Origin of the sequence: Amycolatopsis dongchuanensis (genome assembly GCF_039542405.1) — a bacterium.
GTDB lineage: Bacteria > Actinomycetota > Actinomycetes > Mycobacteriales > Pseudonocardiaceae > Amycolatopsis_E > Amycolatopsis_E sacchari.
In genome coordinates this window covers 1-19,329 of record NZ_BAABIB010000116.1, presented here as the reverse complement: position 1 = coordinate 19,329, position 19,329 = coordinate 1, and the positions used below count along the sequence as shown (strand labels likewise).

Below are 19,329 nucleotides of genomic sequence, written 5' to 3'. Positions count from 1 at the left end.
CTCAGCCGGCCCCGTCGGCCGCCGGATCCAGCCGGGCGCCCTCCCGCCAGTGCCGCACGACTTCCGCGGAACGGATCACGGCGACCGGACTCGCCGCCTGGCCGGCCACGTGCGTGCTCGTCGATCCCAGCAGCAGCCGCGCGAATCCCGTGTGCCCCCGCGCGCCGACCACCAGCAGCCTGGCGTGCTCGCCGAACTGCAAGAGGGTCTCGCCCGCCGGTCCGCGCAGCACGAGGTGCTCGACGGGTACCTGGGGGAACTCGCCCGCGATCGGGGCGAGCTCAGCCGCGAGGGCCGCTCGTGCGCGTTCGTGGACGCCCGCCGAGTTCGTGGTGCCCAGCGCATGCCACACCCGCAGCGCGGTGACCGGTGCTCCGTGCGCCGCGGCCCACAGGAACGCGAACCGGGCGGCGGGGGCGCACTCGGGCCACCCGTTGAGCCCGACGACCACCGGCCCCGTCGCCGGTGCCCGGTCGCGCACCACCACGACCGGGCACAAGGCCTTCATCGTGAGCGCCAGCCCTGCCGAGCCCAGCAGCAGCCGGCTGACGCTGTGCGCTCCGCGAGAGCCCAGGACCGCCTGCCGCGCCCCGCTCGACTCGGCCAGCAGCACCTTCCGCACGTCACCGGCCCGCAGCCGGCTCGCCACCCGCACACCGGGAGCCGCCAGCGACGCCACGACCTCCGCCTCACGCAGGTGGGCAGTGCCCTGTTCACGCTGCTGGACCGCGCGCAGCTCCCGGGCCGCGTAGCTCTGCCCGCCCGGGGAGTACGCGTGCACGAGGGTCAGCGGCTCCCCCGTCGACCGCGCCTCCTCGGCTGCCCAGCGAACGGCCGCCAGTGCCGACGCGGAACCGTCGACGCCCACCACCACACCGCTGGTGTTCATCCGCCTCGCCCCTCGAAGTCGCGACGCATCACGGCTTGGCGGTCATCTCGGCCGCGATCGCCGTGCCCCAGCCCCACGCGCGTTCCCGTTCGCCGCCGGCGAGGGCGGGCGGCTCGGCTGTGGTGACGAAGAAGCTCTCCGGCTTGCAGATGATCCGGACGTGGCGTCGCTCCAGCGCCTTGGCCGCCCCGGCCGCCGCGGAACCGACGAGCCAGCGCGGCTTGTCGAGCCGCGTGTCGAAGGTGACGGCGAGCAGGCCCGCCGGTACCGGCTTCAGCGAAGCGATCCACTCCCGCACGCCCCCGCGGGAGCACACGCCGTCCTTCGCCTGCTCGGCGGCGGACTTGCGGGTCGCGGGCCGGCTCATGCCGTGGACGTGGGTGGGGCCGCCGACGACGAGCAGGTCGAACTCCGCGAGGTCGCCGGGCGCGTCATCGACGTTGACGACCTTCGCGCTGACCTCGGGCGCCATTCCTCCCGCGACGGCCTTGGCGACCGCCTCGGTGTTGCCGAACATCGACTCGTACACGATGAGGGCACGCATCGGTCCTCTCCTTTCCTACAGGTTCTGGAGTTGCTTCGACGCCCGGTGCACCGGCACCGCGACGAGGACGGCCCCACCGGCCAGCAGCACCGCGCCGGTGACCAGCACGCCCGTGGCGATCCAGCCGAGACCGGGTGCCGTGGCCCCGATTTCGGCCCGCACAGCGAGCCCGGGAGCGCCGTTCAGGTTCATCACCACGAGCGTCCAGTCGCCGCCGGTGGCCGGCAAGCGCACGGTCTGCGTACCGGTGCCGCTCGCGCGGGCGGTCCAGATCCTGGTGTCCTGCGGCGGAACGGCGGGCGCACTTCCATTGTGGACAGTCGTGTCCCGGTCGGACAGCCCGCGCAGGGTCACGTAGTTCACCCCGGCGAGGTAGTCGCGCACCTGCCCGGCGGGCGCGACGCCGACGAACACAGCGCTCGCGGGATCGGCCGCCGCGACGCGGACCCGCACGTCCCCGACCGCGGCGGTGAACGGAACGGGACCGGACGGCTCGGTGATCAGGGCGTATGTGCCCGTGGTGAACGTGTTCGACGCCGACAGGTAGCCGTCGGCGTCCCGGCCGGTCCGGTCCGCCCACAGCAGCGCGGCCCCGCCGGTCAGCAGACCCATCGCGGTCAGCGCCAGCACCGCCCCGGCGACCACGGACACGACGCGCCCGGCCGTCCAGCGGTGCTGTGACGGGCGTGCCTCGTGGGGACCGCCCAGCGATCCGCCGGTGTCCTCACCACCCAGGTCGAGCCGGAACGGCGGGTACTCGTCGGTCATCAGGGCCAGGTAGGCGCCGACGCGGATGACCCACCGGTCCATGCCGACGACGAAGTCGTGGATCGGCCGCGGGTAGCGGCCGGTGAACAGCAGCACCACCGCGGCGACGAGCACCAGGACGCCGACCAGCCCGCCCGCGGCCCAGTCGAAGTTCCCGCCGCGGTCCGTTCCGGTGAGCCACACCCCGCCGCCGACGAACAGTCCGGTCACGACCAGGTGCGGGAACGCCAGCAGCCACTTCACCAGCACCAGCCCGTGCGACAGGCGCTCCGGGTAGGCCACATCCAGCCGCGCCGGGTACTCCGGCACGTCGGCGAGGGTGAAGGGCGGGTACTGGTCGGTGCCGAGCGCGGCGTAGGCGTAGTACTGCACCCGCCACGTCCAGCGCAGGACTCCCACGTTGAAGTCGAAGATCGCCCTCGGGTAGCGGCCGGTGAACAGGATCGCGAAGAACGCGACCACGGTCAGCACGGCGAAGGCGAACCACAGGAACGCCAGCACGAAGTAGTGCGGCAGGGCCAGCAGCCACTTCACCACCCACAGCCACCGGGACAGCACGGGGTCCGGTCTCGCTTCCACCCGGACCGGGTACGGCGCGGGAGCGGTCATCGGGAGCCACCTCCTTCGAAGTCCCCCCGACCGTGCGCGCCGCGGCAGGGGCGGGGCCAGGCACCAAGGTCCCCGGTGCTCGGGAACTTCGGCTCTGCTCCACCTCGCCCCCGGGCTGCGAGATTCGGGCCGTAGGCCGTCATCCGCAGACCGAGGCAGGTTTTTTCGATGGACCGTGGCTTTCCCGACACCCAGACCGTCGAAGCGGCGATCGCCCTCGCGGTCCGCGCGCCGTCGTTGCACAACTCGCAGCCGTGGCGCTGGCGAGTGGGCGACCGCAGCGTGCACCTCTACGCCGACCGCACCCGGCTGCTGCCCGAAACCGACCCGCAGGGCCGGGACCTCCTGCTCAGCTGCGGTGCGGCGCTGCACCACCTGCGCACCGGGTTCGCCGCGCTGGGCTGGCGCGCCCAGGTGCACCGGCTGCCCAACCCCGCCGACCCCGACCACCTCGCCGCGGTCGAGCTGCACCGGCATGACGCGTCCGAACAGGACATCGAGCTCGCCGCCGCGATCCCGCGGCGGCGCAGCGACCGGCGCCGCCACAGCTCCTGGCCCGTGCCGGACGAGGACGTCCAGCTGATGGCCCGGCGCGCCGCGGCCGAAGGCACCTTTCTCAGCACCAGCGACGGATCGGCCCGCTACCACCTGTGGCGCGCCATCGTCACGGCCGCGCGGCACCACGAGCACGATCCCGCGTACCGGGCCGAGCTCGCCGAGTGGAGCGGCCGCCACGCCGCACCCGACGGAGTCCCGAGTGCGAACACGCCCGCGCCGGATCCGAAACCGGGAGCACTGCCCGGCCGCCGGTTCGCCGATCCTCGGCTGGCGCAGCCCGCCGACGCCGACGGGAAGGCGGACGAGACGGTGCTGCTCGTCCTGGGCACCACCTCCGACGACCGGATGTCCCAGCTGCGGGCCGACGAGGCGACCAGCGCGGTCCTGCTGACCGCGACCGCGCTGGGGCTCGCCACCTGCCCGCTGAGCGAACCGCTGGAAGTCGCGGACACCCGGGAGATCCTGCGCACCCGCGTGACCGGCGGCAGCTACCCCCAGCTGGTGCTGCGGGTCGGCTGGGCCCCGATCAACGCCGACCCGCTGCCCGCGACACCCCGGCGCGACCTCGCCGAGGTCCTGGCGCCCCTGGACCGTCCCGTCCGCCGATGAGGAGCGACGAAATGCCGTACTGGAACCACATGAACGCCGGCTGGGGACCGCCGGCACTCCTGCTGTCGGTGCTGTTGGCGGTCACCCTCGTCGTACTGGTGGCCGTCCTGCTGCGGGGCAGCCGCGCCCGGCCCGAGGACAAGGCGCTGCGCATCCTCGACGAGCGCTTCGCGCGCGGGGAGATCGACCAGGAGGAGTACGAACGGCGGCGTGCCGCGCTGCTCGAATGACGTGAACCGCCGTCGGGACACCACGGATCCCGGCGGCGGTCGCCGCTGTCTTCACTCGTCCTCGTCGTCGTGCTTGTCCTGCTTCTCCCGCTTCTGCGTGGCCAAGTACACCCGGATGGCCCGCTCGGCGAGCTCCTCCGTGCTGTGCGACGAGACGCGGTTCTTCGCCGACTCCTTCGCCTCGCGGGTGGCGTTGGCGCTTTCCCTGTCGTTCATGACACCTCTCCTGTCCCTTGTGGACACCGTGGACGAATCAGACGATCGGCCCGGCTTCGTAGCCGAGGGAGCCCACCACCTCGCGCTCGGCCTCGGCGGCCTTCGCGGGCAGGACCACCACCGGGCACGTCGCGTCCCGCAGGCACTTCGCGCTGACCGAACCGACCAGCGCCCGCACCAGCCTCCCGTGCCCGTGCCTGCCCACCACGAGCAGGTCCGCGTCCCGGGCCGCCGCCAGCAGCACGTCGGCCGGATCGCCCTCGACGACCTCCGCCCGGGTGGGTACGCCGGGCACGCGCACGGCGTCGACGAACTTCGCCTGCGCGCGCCGGTGCGCTTCGGCCATCTCGTGGGCCGTGCTCTGCACCGCACCGAGGTCGAGCACGGGGAGGTAGGACCAGGCCGTGACCGCGTGCACCGCACCGCCGGTCAGCTCGGCCTGGCGCACTGCCCACCGCAACGCGGCGGCGCTCATCGGCGAACCGTCCACGCCGACCACGATCTTGTGTTCGCTCATGATGCCCTCCTCGTCCGGAAGATCTCCTGCTGCACGGCCAGGAACCGCCTGCGCTGCCTCTCCTCTGCGGCGGCGAGCTCGTCCGGTGTCAGCACCTGGGCGTCGGCACCGGGGAAGAACGTCGAGACGTGGTCGTCGTGCACCCAGTGCACGACGTAGGGTGGTGCTCCGTCGGGAGCGGTCACCTCGACGATCCGGCCGCGCTGTTCCGCCGCACCGACCGTGCGGCTCTTGACGACGATCCAGTCGCCCGTCCTCGCCCGCATCGCCGCGCTCCTCAACCGCGGGCGACGAGCACGGGGCAGCCGCCGTGCTGGACGAGGGCCTGGCTCACCGAACCCAGCAACAGCCCCGTGAACCCGCCGCGGCCGCGGCTGCCGACGACGACCATCCTCGCGCTCCGGCTCCAGTCCAGCAGCCGCTGACGCGGCTTGTCCTCCTCGACGACGCGGCGGACCTCGACGTCGGGGAATTTCTCCCGCCAGCCCGCGAGTGCCTCCGCGAGGACCCGGTTCGCCTTCTCCCGCAACGGTTCGAAGTCGAACGGCGCCATCGCTTCGGCGAACACCCGGCCCGGGTCGGCGTCGGCCCACACGTGCACCGCCACCAGGGGCACGCCGTGCACGGCAGCCTCCTCGAAGGCCAGTGCCAGCACCGCTTCCGAAGCCGGTCCGCCGTCCACTCCGGCCACCACCGGGGCCGTGCCCGCCCGGTCCTCGCCGCGCACCACGGCCACGGGGCACCGCGCGTGGGCGGTCAGCGCCGTGGCCACCGAGCCGACGACGAGGTCACCCAGCACCCCGCGGCCGGCGGAACCCACGACGAGCATCGTCGCGTCCTCCGACCGCCGCAGCAGCAACGGCACCGGCGAGTCCAGAACGGACTCCTGCTCGACCACCGGGTGGTGCTCGCGGTGCCCGGCCGCCGCCGCGGCCTCCCGCACGATCTCCTCCGCTTCGAGGCGGCGCGAGTCCAGCCAGTCCCGGGGCGGGAGCGCTTCGCCGTAGAACGCGTCCGGGATGCCGAACCCGTTGACCACGTGCAGGGGCAGGTGGCGCAGCGCGGCCTCCTCGGCCGCCCACTCGACGGCGCGCAGCGACTGCCGGGTTCCGTCCACTCCGACGACGACCGGGGCGTTCATGCCTTTTCCTCCTGGTGCTCGATTTCTCCTACGTAGCACCGTGCGCGGATCACGCCCGGTACCCCTTCCGCGAGGATCACGGCGACCTCGCGGTCCTTGTCGCTGTCGAACCGGTCGAGGATGGTGGCCTCGCCGTCACGGACGTCGACGATCCACCGGTCCCCGCCGCCGAACACGGCCAGCCGACCGCGGACGTCGTTCGCCAGCGCCTCGTCCGGGCGGGCCAGCACGCGCAGGAAATCCCTGCGGGTGACCACGCCGGCCAGCTTGCCCCGGTCGACCACCGGCAGGCAGCGCAGGTGCTCGTCGAGCATCAACCGCGCCAGCCGTGCCACGTCGTCGTGGATGTCCACGGTCCGCACCGGGGCCGTCATGAGCTCGCCCACGGTGTGCGCCGGGCGGCGCGGCTCGCCGGGGAACCGGTCGGCGATGAAGTCGGCCTCGGTCGCGATGCCGGTCACCCGGTTGTCGTCGTCCACCACCGGCAGCGCGGTGAAGCCGCGCTCGGCCAGCAGCTGCCCGGCGATCCTGACGTCCTCGGCGGCGTGGATGGCGACCACGGGTGCGGTCATGATGTCGCGTGCTCTCACGGGGTCCTCCTCAGGTGTAGTACCGCCCACTCCCGGTCCCACAGCGCGCGCCGGTGCCGGTCCAGCAGGGCGCGGGAGGCGAGGAACGCCCCGCCGACGACCGCGGAGAACCCCAGCCAGGTCATCAGCGCGGTCATGACCCCGACCACGACGAGATCTCCCGGCTGCGGCGGTGGCGCCACGGGGTTTCCGGTCGCGTCGAGCCAGACCGGCACCCGCGTGCCTTTCGCCGTACCGCGGTCGGCGGAGATCGTCCCGGTGCGTTCGCTGCCATCGGCCAGCTGCCACGCCGCTACGACCGCGGCCCGGCTGTCGAGGGGAACTCCTTGGGGTGTAACGGCTTCAGGTGGGGCGTCGACCAGCAGCACCGCGGTCGCGGGCCGCCGGTCCGTCGCGGCCTCGGCCGCGCGCCGGTCGGCGTAGGTCTGTGAGCCGAACGCGCAGGCGAACGGGATCGCCGCGAGAACCAGCGCGACGACGAAGACGAGCAGCGCGCTCTCCAGCCGGTCCACCGGCCGCACGAGCGGGTTCGGCGTCACGTGTGCCGTTCTCCACCACCGTTTCATGCCTCGAAGGTTCCGCACCGCACGGGTGGCGGCGAAGGGTCGTTGGTCCTTTCCGGCGGTGCCCGAGGCCCTGTCCCGGTCAGCACTGGTGCCTCTGTTCCGGCGGCCGTGCGGGCGCGAAGCTCGAGTCATGCGAGCGAGCGACATCATGAGCAGCCCGGTGTTCGGCGTCACCGCCGACGCCGGCATCGAGGAAGCGGCCGCGCTGATGCTGGAGCGCGGGTTCACCACGCTGCCGGTGGTCACCGGCGAAGGGCGGCTGCTCGGTGTGGTGACCGAGGCGGACCTCGTCGGCGCCCGGTTCGTGCCCGGGGCCCGAGGCGAGCCCGCTCCCGACAGCGGCACGATCCCCGGCCTCGCACCGAGGCGCGTCCGGCAGCTCGTGCACACCGTTCCACCGGTGCCCGTCACCACGGAGCTGACGGACGTCATCGCGATCATGGTCGACTCGGGTCGCCGCTGCGTGCCCGTGGTGGCCGACGGGAACCGCCTGGTGGGCATGATCAGCTGGCGGGACGTGCTGGCGCAGTTGCTCCCGCGCACCTGAGGAAGGGCGCGGAGCGGCAGCGGATCGCCCGTCTCCCGTACGGACGATGGCGGGGAGGAACTGGGGGAAGCAGCACCCGCTCACGGGCGGACCACCAGCACGGGGCAGCGGGCGTGGTGCAGGAGCGCCTGGCTCGTCGAGCCCAGCAAAATGCCCTGGAAGCCGCCCCGGCCGCGACTGCCGACGACCACCAGCTGCGCCTTCCCGCTCCACTCCAGCAAGCAGTGCCGCGGCCTGTCCTTCAGCACCACGCGATCCACCCGCACGTCCGGGTACTTCTCCTGCCAGCCCGCCAGGCATTCGGCGAGCACACGGGCCTGTTCCTCCCGCGTCGGCGCGGTCTCGATGAGCCCGTATTGGACGGGGAGGGTCACGTAGTCGGCGTCGCTCCACGAGTGGACCGCCACGAGCGGCACCCCCCGCCGCGAAGCCGCGTCGAAGGCGACCTCCAGCGCCCGCGCGCTCGCTGGGCTGCCGTCGACGCCAACGACCACCGGGCCGCCCCGTGTCCCGGGTGGACGGACCACCACGACCGGACAGGCGGCGTGCGCGACGACCAAGACCGCGGTGGAGCCGGTCAGCATCCCGCGGTAGCCTCCGCGGCCGGATGCGCCGAGCACGATCATCAGCGCCCGTCGCGACTCGTCGAGCAGCAACGGAACGGGCTGGTGCCGGGCCCGTTCGGTCCGCACCGGAACCCGCGGCGCGACCTCGCGGGCCACCGCGGCCGCGCGCACCAGGTCCGCCTTCGCCGCCTGCTCGACCGAGTCGATCGACACGGGTGGGACGGGACCGCCCTCGCCGTACCACGCGATCGCGGGATCGAACCCGGACACCAGGTGCAGCCCGACGTGCCGGCTCGCCGCCTCGCGTGCCGCCCAGCGGACGGCTTCGAGCGCCCGCGCGGATCCGTCGATGCCGACGACGATCCTGCCGACCGCGCGCTCATCCTCTATCGTGGACACGACAGGCATGTCGTCCTCCTTCAGACCGCCCCGGCGTCGTCCACGTCGAACTTCAGCTCGTCGTACACCGCGACGACACCGGGAATGGCTTCGGTCAGAGCCACCGCGCGGCGGGCCTCGCTGCGCAGTTCCACCGACCCCCTCAGCGTCACCTCACCATCGCGCACCCGGGCACTCGTCCGCTCGGGATCCGCCCACAGGCACCGGCGCAGCACGTCCTGCTCGACCTGCTCGCGCAGCTCCTCGTCGGAGCGCAGGAACACGTGCAGCAGGTCCCGTTTGGCCAGTACGCCGACGAGCCGGCCGGAGCCGTCGACGACGTACAGCCGCCGCAGCCCCTGGCGCAGCAGGCGCCGCGCGGCGGCCGCGGCCGGCTCCTCGCGGCCGATCACGTGCACCCGGTCGCTCATCACGTCCCGCGCCGTCGTGCCCCTGCCGCGGCCCCAGCGCCGCCAGCGAGCGCGGGAAGCCAGCACCGACGGTGGCTCGGCCTTTCCGCGCTGGCCTTCCTTCAGCAGCAGGTCGGTCTCCGACACCACGCCGACCGGGTGGTCGCCGCCGTCGAGCACGGGCACCGAGCCGATCTTGTACTCGGTGAGGATCGCGACCAGGTTCTTGAACGGGGTCATGGGCGACACCGTGACGACCGGATGGGTCATCAGGTCCGCCACCAGCGGCTTCCGCACCGGCCTCACCTCCTGTGCCGCGCGACGAGGACCGGGCACAACGCGTACGACATGACACCCTGGCTCGTGGAACCCAGCAGCAGGCCCGAAAACCCACCCCGGCCCCGGCTGCCCACCACGAGCAACTGCGCGCGGTCGGCCACGTCGAGCAGTGCCGCCGACGGCCTGCCCCGGGTGATCACCCGCTCCACCGCGACCTCCGGGAACTTCTCCTGCCACCCGGCCAGCCGTTCGGCGAGCACCTCGGACTCCCTCGCCTCGACCGCGGCCTCGTCGGGGGTCCAGTGTGTCTCCTCGAACACCGCGGACAGGAACGCGTCGTCCCAGGCGTGCACCGCCATCAGCGGCACATCCCGCCATGACGCCTCCTCGAAGGCGATCGCCACGGCCTCCTCGCTCGACGACGACCCGTCGACGCCCACCACGACCGGCCCCTCCGACGGCGGTTTGTCGTCCCCCGCGTGCCCGCGCACCAGCGCGACCGGACACGCGGCGTGCGCGCTGAGGGCGATCGACAACGATCCCGCGAACACCCGCGCCAGCGGCCGCAGCCCCGGTGTGCCGAGGACGAGCAGCGGCGCCGCCTTCGACTCGTCCAGCAGTACCTCACCCGGTGCTTCGCGGCTCAGGACGAGCTCGACGGGCAACTCCGGCGCGACTTCCCGGACGGCATCGCGGGCCGCCCGCAGCAGCCGGTGCCCGCGCATCCGGACCACCTCCAGCAGGTCGTCGCCGACCGGCAGGCCACGCGGGTAGTGCAGGGACCGCTCGTCGGTCGCGTGGACCAGCCGCAGTCCGCGGTGGCGTCGCACCGCCTCCCGCGCGGCCCAGCGAGCGGCGTGCAGCGCACCAGGCGCCGCGTCCACGCCGACGGCCAGCATGCCCGTGTTGTTGTCCACCATCGCCGTTCACTCCTCTTTTCCTTGTCACTCAAGCGAAAGCTAGCCGCATCGCGGCACAGCGACGGCGGGCGTTCGTCCTCCGCCCAGAGGACTTTGTCCCCCAGACTCCCTCCGCGCCGGGGAGTGGAATCCGAGGCAGAGCGAGGAGAGGAGATCCGATGTCCATTCAGTACGACCCCAAGCTCAACGACGAACTGCAGGTGCCGCCCCAGCGCGCGGCGCAGACCGCCCGCGTGCACGGCGCGGTGATGACCCCGACCGCGGCGAAGGTGATGGCCGTGCTGCGGGTGGCCACCGGGCTGGTCTTCCTGTGGGCGTTCCTGGACAAGACCTTCGGCTGGGGCTACTCGACCACGTCGGCACAGGCGTGGATCAACGGCGGCTCGCCGACCAAGGGGTTCCTCAGCCACGTCGACGTCGGCCCCTTCGCGGGCACGCTGCGCTCGTGGGCCGGAGCGCCCTGGGCGGACTGGCTGTTCATGACCGGCCTGCTCGCCATCGGACTCGCCGTGGTCCTCGGGATCGGCCTGCGCGTCGCCGCCGTGACCGGCACGCTGATGCTGCTGCTGATGTGGGTCGCCGAGTGGCCGCTCGACCGGTTCACCGAAGCGGGCCAGCCCAGCGGCTCGACCAACCCGATCATCGACTACCACCTGCTCTACGCGATCGCGCTCATCGCGCTGGCCGCGGTCTACGCCGGCAACACCTGGGGCTTCGGCCGCCGGTGGGCGCAGGTCGTGCGGCAGCGCCGCTGGCTGCTCTGAAAGCGTGGCTCGGCGTAGTGGGGGCCCGGGCGTTCGTCCGGGCCCCCACTACGCGACGGGTGCCGCCGCCGCGGGGTCACCGCCGCGCCGTCCGCTTGCCACCGGAGGCGAGCGCGCCCAGGAGATCGATGGCGAGGCAGACGAACAACGCGACGCCCCAGTTGTTCCACGGGCCCCAGGAGGCCACCTCGGGTGTGCGGTAGATCAGCCACACGATCAGCCAGATGACGGTCATCGTCCTCACCTCGGGCGCGACGCTACGGCCGGGGTGGGCGCCGGTCTGGGGCTGTTGGGCCCCTGTCCGGGGGACCTTCGGCCGCTGCCCGCCACCCGTCCCCCCGGGTGGACTCCGGGGCACGCACCGGAAGGAGTCGCCATGAGCACCACCGAAGGCCTGCCCACGCTGCTCGCCGACCGCTTCGCGCCGCACTACGACTTCATGCAGACCCGGCACCTGGTGGCCGCGGCTCCTGCGGAGCGGGCGTACCACGCCCTGCGCGCGCTCGACTTCACGGAGGTGGGCGGCGGGTTCGTCGACGCCGCGTTCCGCGTCCGCGAGCTACCGGAACGGTGGCACAACCGCCACCACCGGATGCCCCGCAGGCCGACCAGGCTGACGATCGACGACATGACCGCGGGCTCCGAGTGGGTCGTCCTCGGGGAACGGCCGGGCACCGAGATCGCGGCCGGCGTGGGCGGCCGGTTCTGGAAACCGGTCGTCGAGTGGCGGCGGATCGAACCGGAGGAGTTCGCGTCGTTCTCCGAGCCCGGCTGGGGCAAGATCGTCTTTTCGCTGTCGGCACTGCCCTACGGCCGGGCGCGGGCCGTGCTCACCTACGACGTCCGGGTGGCGCTCGCCGACCGCGCGAGCCAGGCGAAGTTCCGCGCCTACTGGACCGTGGCGGCGCCTCTCGTCGGGGCCGTGCAGAACGCGACACTGCGCACGGCCGCGCGGCACGCCGAGCAGCCGGAGGGCTGAGGACCGGGATCGCCGCTACCTCTCAACGGGAGGCGCCACCCCGCCGCACAACCGCTTCCGCCGGACGGCGTCCCGTTCCTGGGCTGGGGAACCCGTAGCCGAACCGCAGCATGGCCTGCGGGTGCGCGCGGCCGCCGACCAGTGCGCGCAGCGCCGTGCGGGTGGCAGGCACCTCGACGGGCTGCGACAGGAACGATGCGCTGATCCCTTGTGACGCGGCCGTCAGCAGGACCCGCTGCATTGCCTGGCCGGTGCGCAGGTGTGCCAGGGCCGTGTCGGTGTACGAGGCCAGCACCGCCACCAGCGGCTGCTGTTCGTAAGGCCGTTCCGCCCGGGTGTCCTCGTCCGCGTACTGCCGGAGGGACAGCAGGCTGCCCACCGCCGGCCGCGGTCCCCCGGCGAGCACCGGCACGCCGTCCTCGCGGTCACGCCCCTCGACCGTCCACCGCCGAAGCTCCTCGCGGAACGCCGGGTCCTGGCTCTGCACGTGCTCGGCGCGGCGCAGCAGCCTCGCGGCTTCGTCGAGGCGCGCGGGCTCCTCGAGCACGAACAGCTCCGCGCCCTCCACCCGCGCGGCCCGCACCAGTGACTCCCGCACCCGCACCGGCACCGGCTGGTCGGTGAACGGACGCCGGTTGCTGCGGCGGCGGAAGACCGCCCTCGCCAGCACCTCGTCAGCGGGAGCGGGGTGGTGCACCCCGCCCGCGCCGACGAGCGCGACGAGCTCCGGGCGCTCGTGGTCCGGCAGCAGGTGGACCACGGACCTGCGCCCCGCGGCCCGCAGGGCGACCCGCATGTTCAGGACCGCGGCGCCGCACGACAGGCGGGCCTCCCGGCCGTCGGGGTCGACGACGCCGAGCACCCGCCGCGGGTCGAGGAACACCGCGATCCGGTCACCGTCGAACTCGAAGCTCCACGGCTGGGTGTTGTGCGGTGAAGGCGCCCGCACGGCGGCTTCCAGTGCCGCGGTCAGCGGGCCGGAGAGACCGGAACCAGGCATCTCATTCCTCCTCCGAGGCTGTGGGAGGGATGATCCGCCGAGCCGGCAGCGCTCCGGAGAGGCCGACGTCCCCGGTCCACGGGACCTCCGTCAGCCGTCGTCGCCCTCGTGCTGGGGCGCGGTGTACTGCACGCCGCTCCACGCGGCGCGGGCACCGGAGTCACCGATGCGCACCACCTGCACCGCGGACACGACGGCGAAACCGACGGTGAGCACCACGAGCACCGGCACGACCGCCCGCAGCGGCGGGCGCGCCGCGCCCGGGGCTTCCCGCGGGCGCCGGGCGAACCACACCAGCGCCGCGAGCACCACCAGCAGCGCGGCGACGAACACCAGCAGCTGGTCGCCCAGGTGCGCGTGCTCGCGGATCAGCTCGGTGGGCGCCAGCCGGTCGCGCAGGTCCTCGCCGCTGCTCGTCGCGATCGGGATGCACACCGTCGCGACCGCGGTGACACCCACGGCGAGCCAGCCGTAGCGGCGGCGCGCGGCGGGCCACAGCGCGACCACGAGCGCGGCCAGCACCGACAGCGGTACCAGGACGACCACCGCGTGCACGACCATGACGTGCAGCGGCAGACCGGAGATGAAGACAGGCATCAAGCCCCCTGTTCGTGCGGCGGACGCGGCACAGCCTGCCGACGGTTCCTGGGAGATTCCTGGGAACGCGGAACTTCCCAGGTTTCACCCAGAAACCGCGCCGAAACTGGGGTTCGTGAACGCGAGATGGTGGCTGACCGCCCTGCTGGGGCTCAACGCGGCGTGGGTCACGGACCTGTTCGTCCTGGGCCATGAGCTCAGCGCGCCCGCCGGTCCGCTGACCGCGCTGGGCCGCCTCACCGGCCTCTACGGCGCGCTGGCGCTCGTGCTGCAGCTGGTGCTGATCTCCCGGCTGCCGTGGCTGGAGAGCCGCCTGGGCCTGGACCGGCTGACGCTGTGGCACCGGTGGACGGGCTTCTGGGTGCTGTGGCTGGTGGTGGCCCACGTCGTGTTCATCACCCTCGGCTACGCGTCGCAGGACGGCTCGCCCGTCCTCGCCGAGGTCGGCACCCTCGTGTTCCACACCGACGACGTGCTCATCGCGACGATCGCGTTCGTCCTTCTGCTGGCGGTCGCCGCGACATCCGCCCGTCTGGCGCGGCGGCGGCTGCGGTACGAGTCGTGGCACCTGGTGCACCTGCTCGCCTACCTCGCCGTCGTGCTCGGGTTCCTGCACCAGGTCACCGTCGGCCAGGACTTCACCGGCTCGCCGGTGGGTCGCCTGTACTGGTGGTCGCTCTACGGGCTCGCGCTCGGGCTGATCGCGGTGTCCCGCATCGGCCTGCCACTCGTGCGGAACCTGCGCCACCGGCTGCGCGTGGAGTCCGTGATCCGGGAAAGCCCCGACGTGGTCTCGGTGATCATCACCGGGCGGGCGCTCGGCTCACTCCCGGCGCGGGCGGGGCAGTTCTTCCTCTGGCGCTTCCTCACCCCCGGCCACTGGCACGAAGCCCACCCGTACTCGCTGTCGGCCATGCCGGACGGCCGGAGCCTGCGGATCACCGTCAAGGCGCTCGGGGACGGCAGCGCCTGGCTGCAGACCGTCCGGCCGGGCACGCGGGTGCTCGCCGAGGGACCCTACGGCGCCTTCACCGCGCGGCGCCGGACGCGGCGGCGGGTGCTGCTCGTCGCCGGAGGGGTGGGGGTGACCCCGGTCCGCGCACTGCTGGAGGAGTTCGCGCGCGAGCACGACGACATCGCCCTGATCTACCGCGCCAGCACCGCGGAGAACGCCGTGCTGGCCGACGAGCTGCGGCGCCTCGCCTCCTGGTGCGGCGCGCGGATGTTCCTCGTCCTCGGACCGTCCACCGCGGTCGGCCGCTTCGGCCCGGTGCTGGGTGCCCGGCACCTGCACGCGATGGTGCCCGACGTGCGCCGGCGCGACGTGTACGTGTGCGGGCCGCCTGGGATGACCGACGCCGTCCGCCGCACCCTCGCCGAGCTCGGCGTCCCGGCCGGGCAGTGCCACACCGAACGCTTCGCCTTCGCCGCGTGAAAGGAGCCCCGATGCGCAAGACCCTCGTCGTGGTGGTGCTGGGCGTCGCGGCCGCGCTGCCGCTGTTGCGCTACCAGTCCACACCGTCGGCCGCCCAGCCCGCTGCCGCGACCGCTCCCCCGGCCTCCCAGGCACCGAGCGGCAGCAATGAGTCCACTGTGGACGGTCCGGTCGCTGACAGCGACTACGGTCCCTACCAGGTGCGGGTCACCTTCAGCGGCAGCCGCATCACCGACGTCACCCTGATCACCGAACCCGGGGACCGGCACAGCCAGCGCATCGCGAACCGGGCCGCGCCGACCCTGCGGCAGGAAGCCCTGCAGGCGCAGAGCGCACACATCGACACCGTCTCCGGCGCCACCGCCACCAGCGAGGCCTACGCGCAATCCCTGCAGGGCGCGCTCGACGCCAAGGGGCACTGATGCGGCAGGTACGCCAGATCATGGGCCTGCCCATCTCGCTCGAAGTGCCCGCCGACGCCGCGGACGCGGCTGAGCGCGCCTTCGCGTGGCTGCGCGAGGTGGACCGGCGGTTCAGCCCCTTCCGCGCTGACAGCGAGGTTGCCCGGTTCGCTCCCGGCGGCCCGCACAGCGAAGAGATGCGGGAGATCCTCGATCTCTGCCGCACCTACGAGCACCGCAGCGGCGGCGCTTTCCGCGCGTGGCTGCCCGGCCGCGGCTTCGACCCGTCCGGCGTCGTGAAGGGCTGGGCGGCGCAACGGGCGGCCGATCTGCTGCGGGCCGAAGGGGTGACCGAGTTCTGCCTCAACGCCGGAGGTGACGTCTTCGCCGCGGGCCGGACCTGGTCGGTCGGCATCCGCCACCCCGACCAGCCGATGGCGGTGTGCGCGGTGCTCGCGGTCCGCGACCTGGCCGTCGCCACGTCGGGCAGCTACGAACGCGGCGAGCACATCATCGATGGCCGCACCGGACGTCCGGCGCGGGAGCTCGTCAGCCTCACCGTCGTGGCCGCCGACCTCACCACGGCCGACGCCGTGTCCACCGCCGCCTTCGCACTCGGCCGGGACGGCATCGCCTGGGCCGCCGCGCAGCCGGGATGCCTCGTGCACGCGGTCGACGCCGGACGCCGGGTGCACCACTCGTCCGCGCTGGGCGGCCTGCTCGTGCCGCCCGGCACAATGGCGTCGTGAACGGGCAGGCACCGCGCGTGCTGGTGGTCGAGGACGATCCCCAGCTGCTGGCCATGCTCACCCGGCTGCTGACCGAGGAAGGTTACGACGTCGACGAGGCCGCCGACGGCCAGCGCGGGCTCCACCTGGGCCTGACCCGCGACTACGACGTCCTGCTGCTGGACCGGGGCCTGCCCGCCGTCGACGGGCTCGACCTGCTCGCCCGGCTGCGCGGCCGCGGCGTGGTGACGCCCACCCTGATCCTGTCCGCGCTCGGCAACCCCGCCGACCGGGTGGTCGGGCTCGACGCCGGGGCCGAGGACTACCTCGCGAAGCCCTTCGACATCGACGAGCTGCTCGCGCGCCTGCGCGCGCTGCGCCGCCGCCACCTCGACACCGCGCGGACCCTGCCGGTGCCCGGCGGACGGCTCGAACTCGACACGCGCCTGGTCGTCCGCGACACCGCCGAACCGGTCCGGCTGTCGGAACGGGAGTCCGCCCTGCTCGCGCTGCTGGCCACCCGGCCCGGGCACGTGTTCTCCCGCGCCCGCTTACTGGCGCTGGTGTTCGACGAGGCCGAACACGAGGCCGTGGTCGACAGCTACGTGCACTACCTCCGGCGCAAGCTCGGCCGCAAAGTGATCGACACCGTGCGCGGGCGCGGTTACCAGCTGGGCCGGACCGCGTGAACCCCGAGACCCGGATGCTGCGGCGCACGGCGCTCGCCGCCGGCCTGCAGTCCGCGCTCGCGGTCGCGATCACCGTCGGCGTGCTGTGCGGGGTCGCGGTGCTCATCGTGCTGCGCAGCCAGGAAGCCGACCAGAACACCCTGCTGGTCACCACCGTGGAGCGCACCGACGACGTCACCGACCCGCCGGCGGGGTTGTGGCTGGCCATCGAACGGGACGGGCACCTCGACCTCACCCCTGGCCTGCCCGCCGAGGCCCTCGACCGGAACGCACTCGCCGCGACCGCCGCGGACGGCGTCACCCGCACGACCGGGACGTCCGCGCGGCACGACGAATACCGCACGCTGACCCAGCGCCGCGGAGACGAGGTGGTCCAGGCCGTGCTCGACCTGCGCCCCGCCCATGTCGAACGCGACCGCCTGATCAAGGCGCTGCTGGTCACCGGCGCGGTCGGGCTCGTCCTCGCCGCCGCCGCAGGTGCCTGGTCCGGCCGCCGCGCGCTCGTCCCGCTGGCCCGCGCGCTGTCCCTGCAGCGCCGGTTCGTCGCCGATGCCGGGCACGAACTGCGCACCCCCCTCACGTTGCTCACCACTCGCGCGCAGCTCCTGCGGCGCCACGCAGTGGGTACCCCGCTCGAGTCCGAAGTGGACGAACTCGTCACCGATGCCCGCCACCTCACCGGGATACTCGAGGATCTGCTCCTCGCCGCGGATCCGCGTGAGGGCCGTTCCCACCAGCGCACCGACTTCGCCGCGACCGTGCGCGACGCGGTGACGGCCGCCCGTCCCGCCGCCACCGAACGAGGCATCCAGCTCGACCTCGCCGAGAGCGCCGCCACGCCCGTCAACGGCACCGAGACCGCGCTGCGCCGCGCGGTCACCGCCCTGCTCGACAACGGAATCCGGCACGCCACGAGCACCGTGACCGTCGCCGTGCAGCAGTCCGGCAAGCACGTCACCCTCACCGTCACCGACGACGGGACAGGCATCGACCCCGAGGTCATGCCGACCCTGTTCACCCGCTTCGCCCCGGGCCCGGCCGGGCACGCACCCACCGGCCGCCGCCGTTACGGTCTCGGGCTCGCCCTCGTCAGCGAGATCGCCGCCCGCCACGGCGGCTCGGTATCGGCGCACAACGCCCACGGACACGGCGCCGTCCTGCGCCTCTCCCTGCCCCGTGCGTCCTGACGGCTGAGGCCCGAGGTGGCGCAACCAGCGACGACGCCAGCCATGGTAATCCTGGAGCGCGAATGTCAAGCTGGGCCGATGGTTGATGAGGACCCCCGGCACGGAGAAGCGTCTCCCTCGCTGCGCAGCACGTTGTCGCAGTTGAGGCTGCGGGAGCTGCTGCGCGAGGTGCAGGACCGGGTGGAGCAGCTCGTCGGCGCCCGGGACCAGATGGACGGGCTGCTCGAAGCCATGCTCGCCATCGCCGCGGGCCTCGACCTGGCAGCAACTCTCCGCCGGATCGTCCACGCCGCCATCGAGCTGGTGGACTGCGGCTACGGCGCGCTCGGCGTGCTCAACGCCGACGGGGTCGGGCTCGCGCAGTTCGTCTACGAGGGCATCGACGAGGAAAAACGCGCCGAGATCGGGCACCTGCCCGAGGGCCACGGCCTGCTCGGCCTGCTCATCCAGCAGCCCAAACCGCTGCGCCTGGACGACCTGGGGCAGCATCCGGCCTCCTCAGGGTTCCCGGCGCACCACCCGCCGATGCGCAGCTTCCTCGGCGTGCCGGTCCTGGTGCGGGACAAGGTGTTCGGCAACCTCTACCTCACGGAGAAGGCCGGTGGGCAGCCCTTCACCGAGGACGACGAGGTCGTCGTGCAGGCGCTCGCCGCCGCCGCGGGCATCGCGATCGAGAACTCGCGCCTCTACGAGGAGGCGAAACTGCGCCAGCAGTGGCAGGAGGCCACCAGCGAGATCCGCGCCGAACTGCTCTCCCAGACCGGCTCCGAGCAGGTCCTGGACCTGATCGCGCACCGCACCCTGGCTCTCACCGGCGCCGACTACACCTTCCTCGCCCAGCCCGAAGATCCCGAACTGCCCGCCAGCGAGGTGCAGACGCTGGTGGTCACCGTCAGCGTGGGGCTGGACTCGGACAGGCTGCGCGGGCGGCGCATCCCCGTCCACGGGTCCAGCTGCGGCACCGCCTTCCACGAAGCCAAGCCGGTGCACACCCACCGGCTGCGTTACGACCTGGACCGTGACCTCGACGAGGAGTTCGGCCCGGCGCTCGTCCTGCCGCTGCGCGCCTCCGCCGACACCGTCTCCGGTGTCCTCGTCGCACTACGCCGGCTCGGCCGCGAACCGTTCGCGGCCGACCAGCTGCCGCTGGCGGCGTCCTTCGCCGACCAGGCCGCGCTCGCCCTCCAGCTCGCCGACGACCAGCGCCGCCTC

At 73.2% G+C, this 19,329-nt stretch carries 26 protein-coding genes; 11 read left to right on the top strand and 15 right to left on the bottom strand.

Going from position 1 to position 19,329, the window contains the following annotated elements:
• Position 1: 1 nt before the first annotated feature.
• The 3 genes from ABFX51_RS29300 to ABFX51_RS29290 are packed head-to-tail and all read right to left on the bottom strand — an operon-like array spanning position 2 to position 2,810.
• Positions 2-889, bottom strand: a complete 888-nt coding sequence (locus ABFX51_RS29300) for a universal stress protein (RefSeq protein ID WP_346055589.1) — start codon at positions 887-889, stop codon at positions 2-4.
• 28 nt (positions 890-917) lie between these two features.
• Positions 918-1,433: a flavodoxin family protein gene (locus ABFX51_RS29295; RefSeq protein ID WP_091504172.1), complete on the bottom strand. Its 516-nt coding sequence runs from the start codon at positions 1,431-1,433 to the stop codon at positions 918-920.
• Positions 1,434-1,448: 15 nt separating this feature from the next.
• Positions 1,449-2,810 (bottom strand): DUF4389 domain-containing protein, encoded by a 1,362-nt coding sequence (locus ABFX51_RS29290; RefSeq protein WP_346055587.1) that lies wholly within the window; start codon positions 2,808-2,810, stop codon positions 1,449-1,451.
• Between the two features lie 168 nt (positions 2,811-2,978).
• Between ABFX51_RS29290 and ABFX51_RS29285 the strand changes: the two genes are divergently transcribed.
• Both ABFX51_RS29285 and ABFX51_RS29280 read left to right on the top strand, forming a co-directional pair.
• Positions 2,979-3,977, top strand: coding sequence for an Acg family FMN-binding oxidoreductase (locus tag ABFX51_RS29285; RefSeq protein ID WP_346055586.1), 999 nt, complete (start codon positions 2,979-2,981; stop codon positions 3,975-3,977).
• Positions 3,974-4,207, top strand: coding sequence for an SHOCT domain-containing protein (locus tag ABFX51_RS29280; RefSeq protein ID WP_428832509.1), 234 nt, complete (start codon positions 3,974-3,976; stop codon positions 4,205-4,207). The genes ABFX51_RS29285 and ABFX51_RS29280 overlap by 4 nt, the downstream gene beginning before the upstream one ends.
• Before the next feature lie 51 nt (positions 4,208-4,258).
• On the opposite strand, the gene ABFX51_RS29275 is transcribed toward ABFX51_RS29280, so the two are convergent.
• Genes ABFX51_RS29275 through ABFX51_RS29250 form a run of 6 tightly spaced genes read right to left on the bottom strand, consistent with a single transcriptional unit; the run spans position 4,259 to position 7,237 of the window.
• A complete protein-coding gene (locus ABFX51_RS29275; protein WP_177228516.1) occupies positions 4,259-4,423 on the bottom strand; it encodes a hypothetical protein in 165 nt (54 codons plus the stop codon).
• 37 nt (positions 4,424-4,460) lie between these two features.
• The gene (locus ABFX51_RS29270; protein WP_346055585.1) at positions 4,461-4,940 is read right to left on the bottom strand and encodes a universal stress protein; all 480 of its coding nucleotides are present in this window, start codon (positions 4,938-4,940) and stop codon (positions 4,461-4,463) included.
• A complete protein-coding gene (locus tag ABFX51_RS29265) occupies positions 4,937-5,206 on the bottom strand; it encodes a DUF1918 domain-containing protein (RefSeq protein ID WP_091504177.1) in 270 nt (89 codons plus the stop codon). The genes ABFX51_RS29270 and ABFX51_RS29265 overlap by 4 nt, the downstream gene beginning before the upstream one ends.
• A gap of 11 nt (positions 5,207-5,217) precedes the next feature.
• Positions 5,218-6,081, bottom strand: coding sequence for a universal stress protein (locus ABFX51_RS29260; RefSeq protein WP_346055584.1), 864 nt, complete (start codon positions 6,079-6,081; stop codon positions 5,218-5,220).
• Positions 6,078-6,671 (bottom strand): CBS domain-containing protein, encoded by a 594-nt coding sequence (locus tag ABFX51_RS29255; protein WP_346055583.1) that lies wholly within the window; start codon positions 6,669-6,671, stop codon positions 6,078-6,080. The genes ABFX51_RS29260 and ABFX51_RS29255 overlap by 4 nt, the downstream gene beginning before the upstream one ends.
• Positions 6,668-7,237: an Rv1733c family protein gene (locus tag ABFX51_RS29250; RefSeq protein ID WP_346055581.1), complete on the bottom strand. Its 570-nt coding sequence runs from the start codon at positions 7,235-7,237 to the stop codon at positions 6,668-6,670. The genes ABFX51_RS29255 and ABFX51_RS29250 overlap by 4 nt, the downstream gene beginning before the upstream one ends.
• A 130-nt stretch (positions 7,238-7,367) precedes the next feature.
• On the opposite strand from ABFX51_RS29250, the gene ABFX51_RS29245 reads away from it, so the two are divergent.
• Positions 7,368-7,784, top strand: a complete 417-nt coding sequence (locus ABFX51_RS29245) for a CBS domain-containing protein (RefSeq protein ID WP_091504181.1) — start codon at positions 7,368-7,370, stop codon at positions 7,782-7,784.
• Between the two features lie 80 nt (positions 7,785-7,864).
• Here the strand turns inward: ABFX51_RS29245 and ABFX51_RS29240 are convergent, their stop codons facing one another.
• The 3 genes from ABFX51_RS29240 to ABFX51_RS29230 are packed head-to-tail and all read right to left on the bottom strand — an operon-like array spanning position 7,865 to position 10,337.
• A complete protein-coding gene (locus ABFX51_RS29240; RefSeq protein WP_346055580.1) occupies positions 7,865-8,758 on the bottom strand; it encodes a universal stress protein in 894 nt (297 codons plus the stop codon).
• A gap of 11 nt (positions 8,759-8,769) precedes the next feature.
• Complete coding sequence (locus ABFX51_RS29235; protein ID WP_346055579.1) at positions 8,770-9,435, bottom strand: CBS domain-containing protein; 666 nt, start codon at positions 9,433-9,435, stop codon at positions 8,770-8,772.
• 5 nt (positions 9,436-9,440) lie between these two features.
• A complete protein-coding gene (locus tag ABFX51_RS29230; RefSeq protein ID WP_346055578.1) occupies positions 9,441-10,337 on the bottom strand; it encodes a universal stress protein in 897 nt (298 codons plus the stop codon).
• A gap of 158 nt (positions 10,338-10,495) precedes the next feature.
• Between ABFX51_RS29230 and ABFX51_RS29225 the strand changes: the two genes are divergently transcribed.
• The gene (locus ABFX51_RS29225; RefSeq protein ID WP_091504185.1) at positions 10,496-11,101 is read left to right on the top strand and encodes a DoxX family membrane protein; all 606 of its coding nucleotides are present in this window, start codon (positions 10,496-10,498) and stop codon (positions 11,099-11,101) included.
• A gap of 76 nt (positions 11,102-11,177) precedes the next feature.
• On the opposite strand, the gene ABFX51_RS29220 is transcribed toward ABFX51_RS29225, so the two are convergent.
• Entirely contained in the window at positions 11,178-11,336 is a 159-nt protein-coding gene (locus ABFX51_RS29220; RefSeq protein WP_177228517.1) for a hypothetical protein, read from the bottom strand.
• Between the two features lie 141 nt (positions 11,337-11,477).
• Here ABFX51_RS29220 and ABFX51_RS29215 point away from each other — a divergent pair, with 141 nt between their 5' ends.
• On the top strand, positions 11,478-12,080 hold the full coding sequence (locus ABFX51_RS29215) for a hypothetical protein (protein ID WP_091504186.1): 603 nt from the start codon (positions 11,478-11,480) through the stop codon (positions 12,078-12,080).
• A gap of 22 nt (positions 12,081-12,102) precedes the next feature.
• On the opposite strand, the gene ABFX51_RS29210 is transcribed toward ABFX51_RS29215, so the two are convergent.
• A complete protein-coding gene (locus ABFX51_RS29210) occupies positions 12,103-13,080 on the bottom strand; it encodes an Acg family FMN-binding oxidoreductase (protein ID WP_091504187.1) in 978 nt (325 codons plus the stop codon).
• A 90-nt stretch (positions 13,081-13,170) separates the two neighbouring features.
• A complete protein-coding gene (locus tag ABFX51_RS29205) occupies positions 13,171-13,677 on the bottom strand; it encodes a DUF2231 domain-containing protein (RefSeq protein WP_346055577.1) in 507 nt (168 codons plus the stop codon).
• 115 nt (positions 13,678-13,792) lie between these two features.
• Between ABFX51_RS29205 and ABFX51_RS29200 the strand changes: the two genes are divergently transcribed.
• The 6 genes from ABFX51_RS29200 to ABFX51_RS29175 all read left to right on the top strand — a co-directional run.
• Positions 13,793-15,112, top strand: coding sequence for a ferredoxin reductase family protein (locus tag ABFX51_RS29200; RefSeq protein ID WP_346055576.1), 1,320 nt, complete (start codon positions 13,793-13,795; stop codon positions 15,110-15,112).
• Between the two features lie 11 nt (positions 15,113-15,123).
• On the top strand, positions 15,124-15,534 hold the full coding sequence (locus tag ABFX51_RS29195; RefSeq protein WP_346055575.1) for an FMN-binding protein: 411 nt from the start codon (positions 15,124-15,126) through the stop codon (positions 15,532-15,534).
• A complete protein-coding gene (locus tag ABFX51_RS29190; protein ID WP_346055573.1) occupies positions 15,534-16,262 on the top strand; it encodes an FAD:protein FMN transferase in 729 nt (242 codons plus the stop codon). Before ABFX51_RS29195 ends, ABFX51_RS29190 begins: the two co-directional genes overlap by 1 nt.
• On the top strand, positions 16,259-16,930 hold the full coding sequence (locus tag ABFX51_RS29185) for a response regulator transcription factor (protein ID WP_281245141.1): 672 nt from the start codon (positions 16,259-16,261) through the stop codon (positions 16,928-16,930). The genes ABFX51_RS29190 and ABFX51_RS29185 overlap by 4 nt, the downstream gene beginning before the upstream one ends.
• Entirely contained in the window at positions 16,927-18,117 is a 1,191-nt protein-coding gene (locus tag ABFX51_RS29180; protein ID WP_143249784.1) for a sensor histidine kinase, read from the top strand. Before ABFX51_RS29185 ends, ABFX51_RS29180 begins: the two co-directional genes overlap by 4 nt.
• 78 nt (positions 18,118-18,195) lie before the next feature.
• On the top strand, positions 18,196-19,329 hold a 1,134-nt coding region (locus ABFX51_RS29175), incomplete at its 3' end, for a GAF domain-containing protein (RefSeq protein WP_346055571.1).

Excerpts from the sequence above, each read along its gene's own strand:
- ABFX51_RS29300 (WP_346055589.1), bottom strand. The coding sequence starts at position 889 with ATGAACACCAGCGGTGTGGTGGTGGGCGTCGACGGTTCCGCGTCGGCA.
- ABFX51_RS29295 (WP_091504172.1), bottom strand. The coding sequence starts at position 1,433 with ATGCGTGCCCTCATCGTGTACGAGTCGATGTTCGGCAACACCGAGGCG.
- ABFX51_RS29290 (WP_346055587.1), bottom strand. The coding sequence starts at position 2,810 with ATGACCGCTCCCGCGCCGTACCCGGTCCGGGTGGAAGCGAGACCGGAC.
- ABFX51_RS29285 (WP_346055586.1), top strand. The coding sequence starts at position 2,979 with ATGGACCGTGGCTTTCCCGACACCCAGACCGTCGAAGCGGCGATCGCC.
- ABFX51_RS29280 (WP_428832509.1), top strand. The coding sequence starts at position 3,974 with ATGAGGAGCGACGAAATGCCGTACTGGAACCACATGAACGCCGGCTGG.
- ABFX51_RS29275 (WP_177228516.1), bottom strand. The coding sequence starts at position 4,423 with ATGAACGACAGGGAAAGCGCCAACGCCACCCGCGAGGCGAAGGAGTCG.
- ABFX51_RS29270 (WP_346055585.1), bottom strand. The coding sequence starts at position 4,940 with ATGAGCGAACACAAGATCGTGGTCGGCGTGGACGGTTCGCCGATGAGC.
- ABFX51_RS29265 (WP_091504177.1), bottom strand. The coding sequence starts at position 5,206 with ATGCGGGCGAGGACGGGCGACTGGATCGTCGTCAAGAGCCGCACGGTC.
- ABFX51_RS29260 (WP_346055584.1), bottom strand. The coding sequence starts at position 6,081 with ATGAACGCCCCGGTCGTCGTCGGAGTGGACGGAACCCGGCAGTCGCTG.
- ABFX51_RS29250 (WP_346055581.1), bottom strand. The coding sequence starts at position 7,237 with ATGAAACGGTGGTGGAGAACGGCACACGTGACGCCGAACCCGCTCGTG.
- ABFX51_RS29245 (WP_091504181.1), top strand. The coding sequence starts at position 7,368 with ATGCGAGCGAGCGACATCATGAGCAGCCCGGTGTTCGGCGTCACCGCC.
- ABFX51_RS29240 (WP_346055580.1), bottom strand. The coding sequence starts at position 8,758 with ATGCCTGTCGTGTCCACGATAGAGGATGAGCGCGCGGTCGGCAGGATC.
- ABFX51_RS29230 (WP_346055578.1), bottom strand. The coding sequence starts at position 10,337 with ATGGTGGACAACAACACGGGCATGCTGGCCGTCGGCGTGGACGCGGCG.
- ABFX51_RS29225 (WP_091504185.1), top strand. The coding sequence starts at position 10,496 with ATGTCCATTCAGTACGACCCCAAGCTCAACGACGAACTGCAGGTGCCG.
- ABFX51_RS29220 (WP_177228517.1), bottom strand. The coding sequence starts at position 11,336 with ATGACCGTCATCTGGCTGATCGTGTGGCTGATCTACCGCACACCCGAG.
- ABFX51_RS29215 (WP_091504186.1), top strand. The coding sequence starts at position 11,478 with ATGAGCACCACCGAAGGCCTGCCCACGCTGCTCGCCGACCGCTTCGCG.
- ABFX51_RS29210 (WP_091504187.1), bottom strand. The coding sequence starts at position 13,080 with ATGCCTGGTTCCGGTCTCTCCGGCCCGCTGACCGCGGCACTGGAAGCC.
- ABFX51_RS29205 (WP_346055577.1), bottom strand. The coding sequence starts at position 13,677 with ATGCCTGTCTTCATCTCCGGTCTGCCGCTGCACGTCATGGTCGTGCAC.
- ABFX51_RS29195 (WP_346055575.1), top strand. The coding sequence starts at position 15,124 with ATGCGCAAGACCCTCGTCGTGGTGGTGCTGGGCGTCGCGGCCGCGCTG.
- ABFX51_RS29190 (WP_346055573.1), top strand. The coding sequence starts at position 15,534 with ATGCGGCAGGTACGCCAGATCATGGGCCTGCCCATCTCGCTCGAAGTG.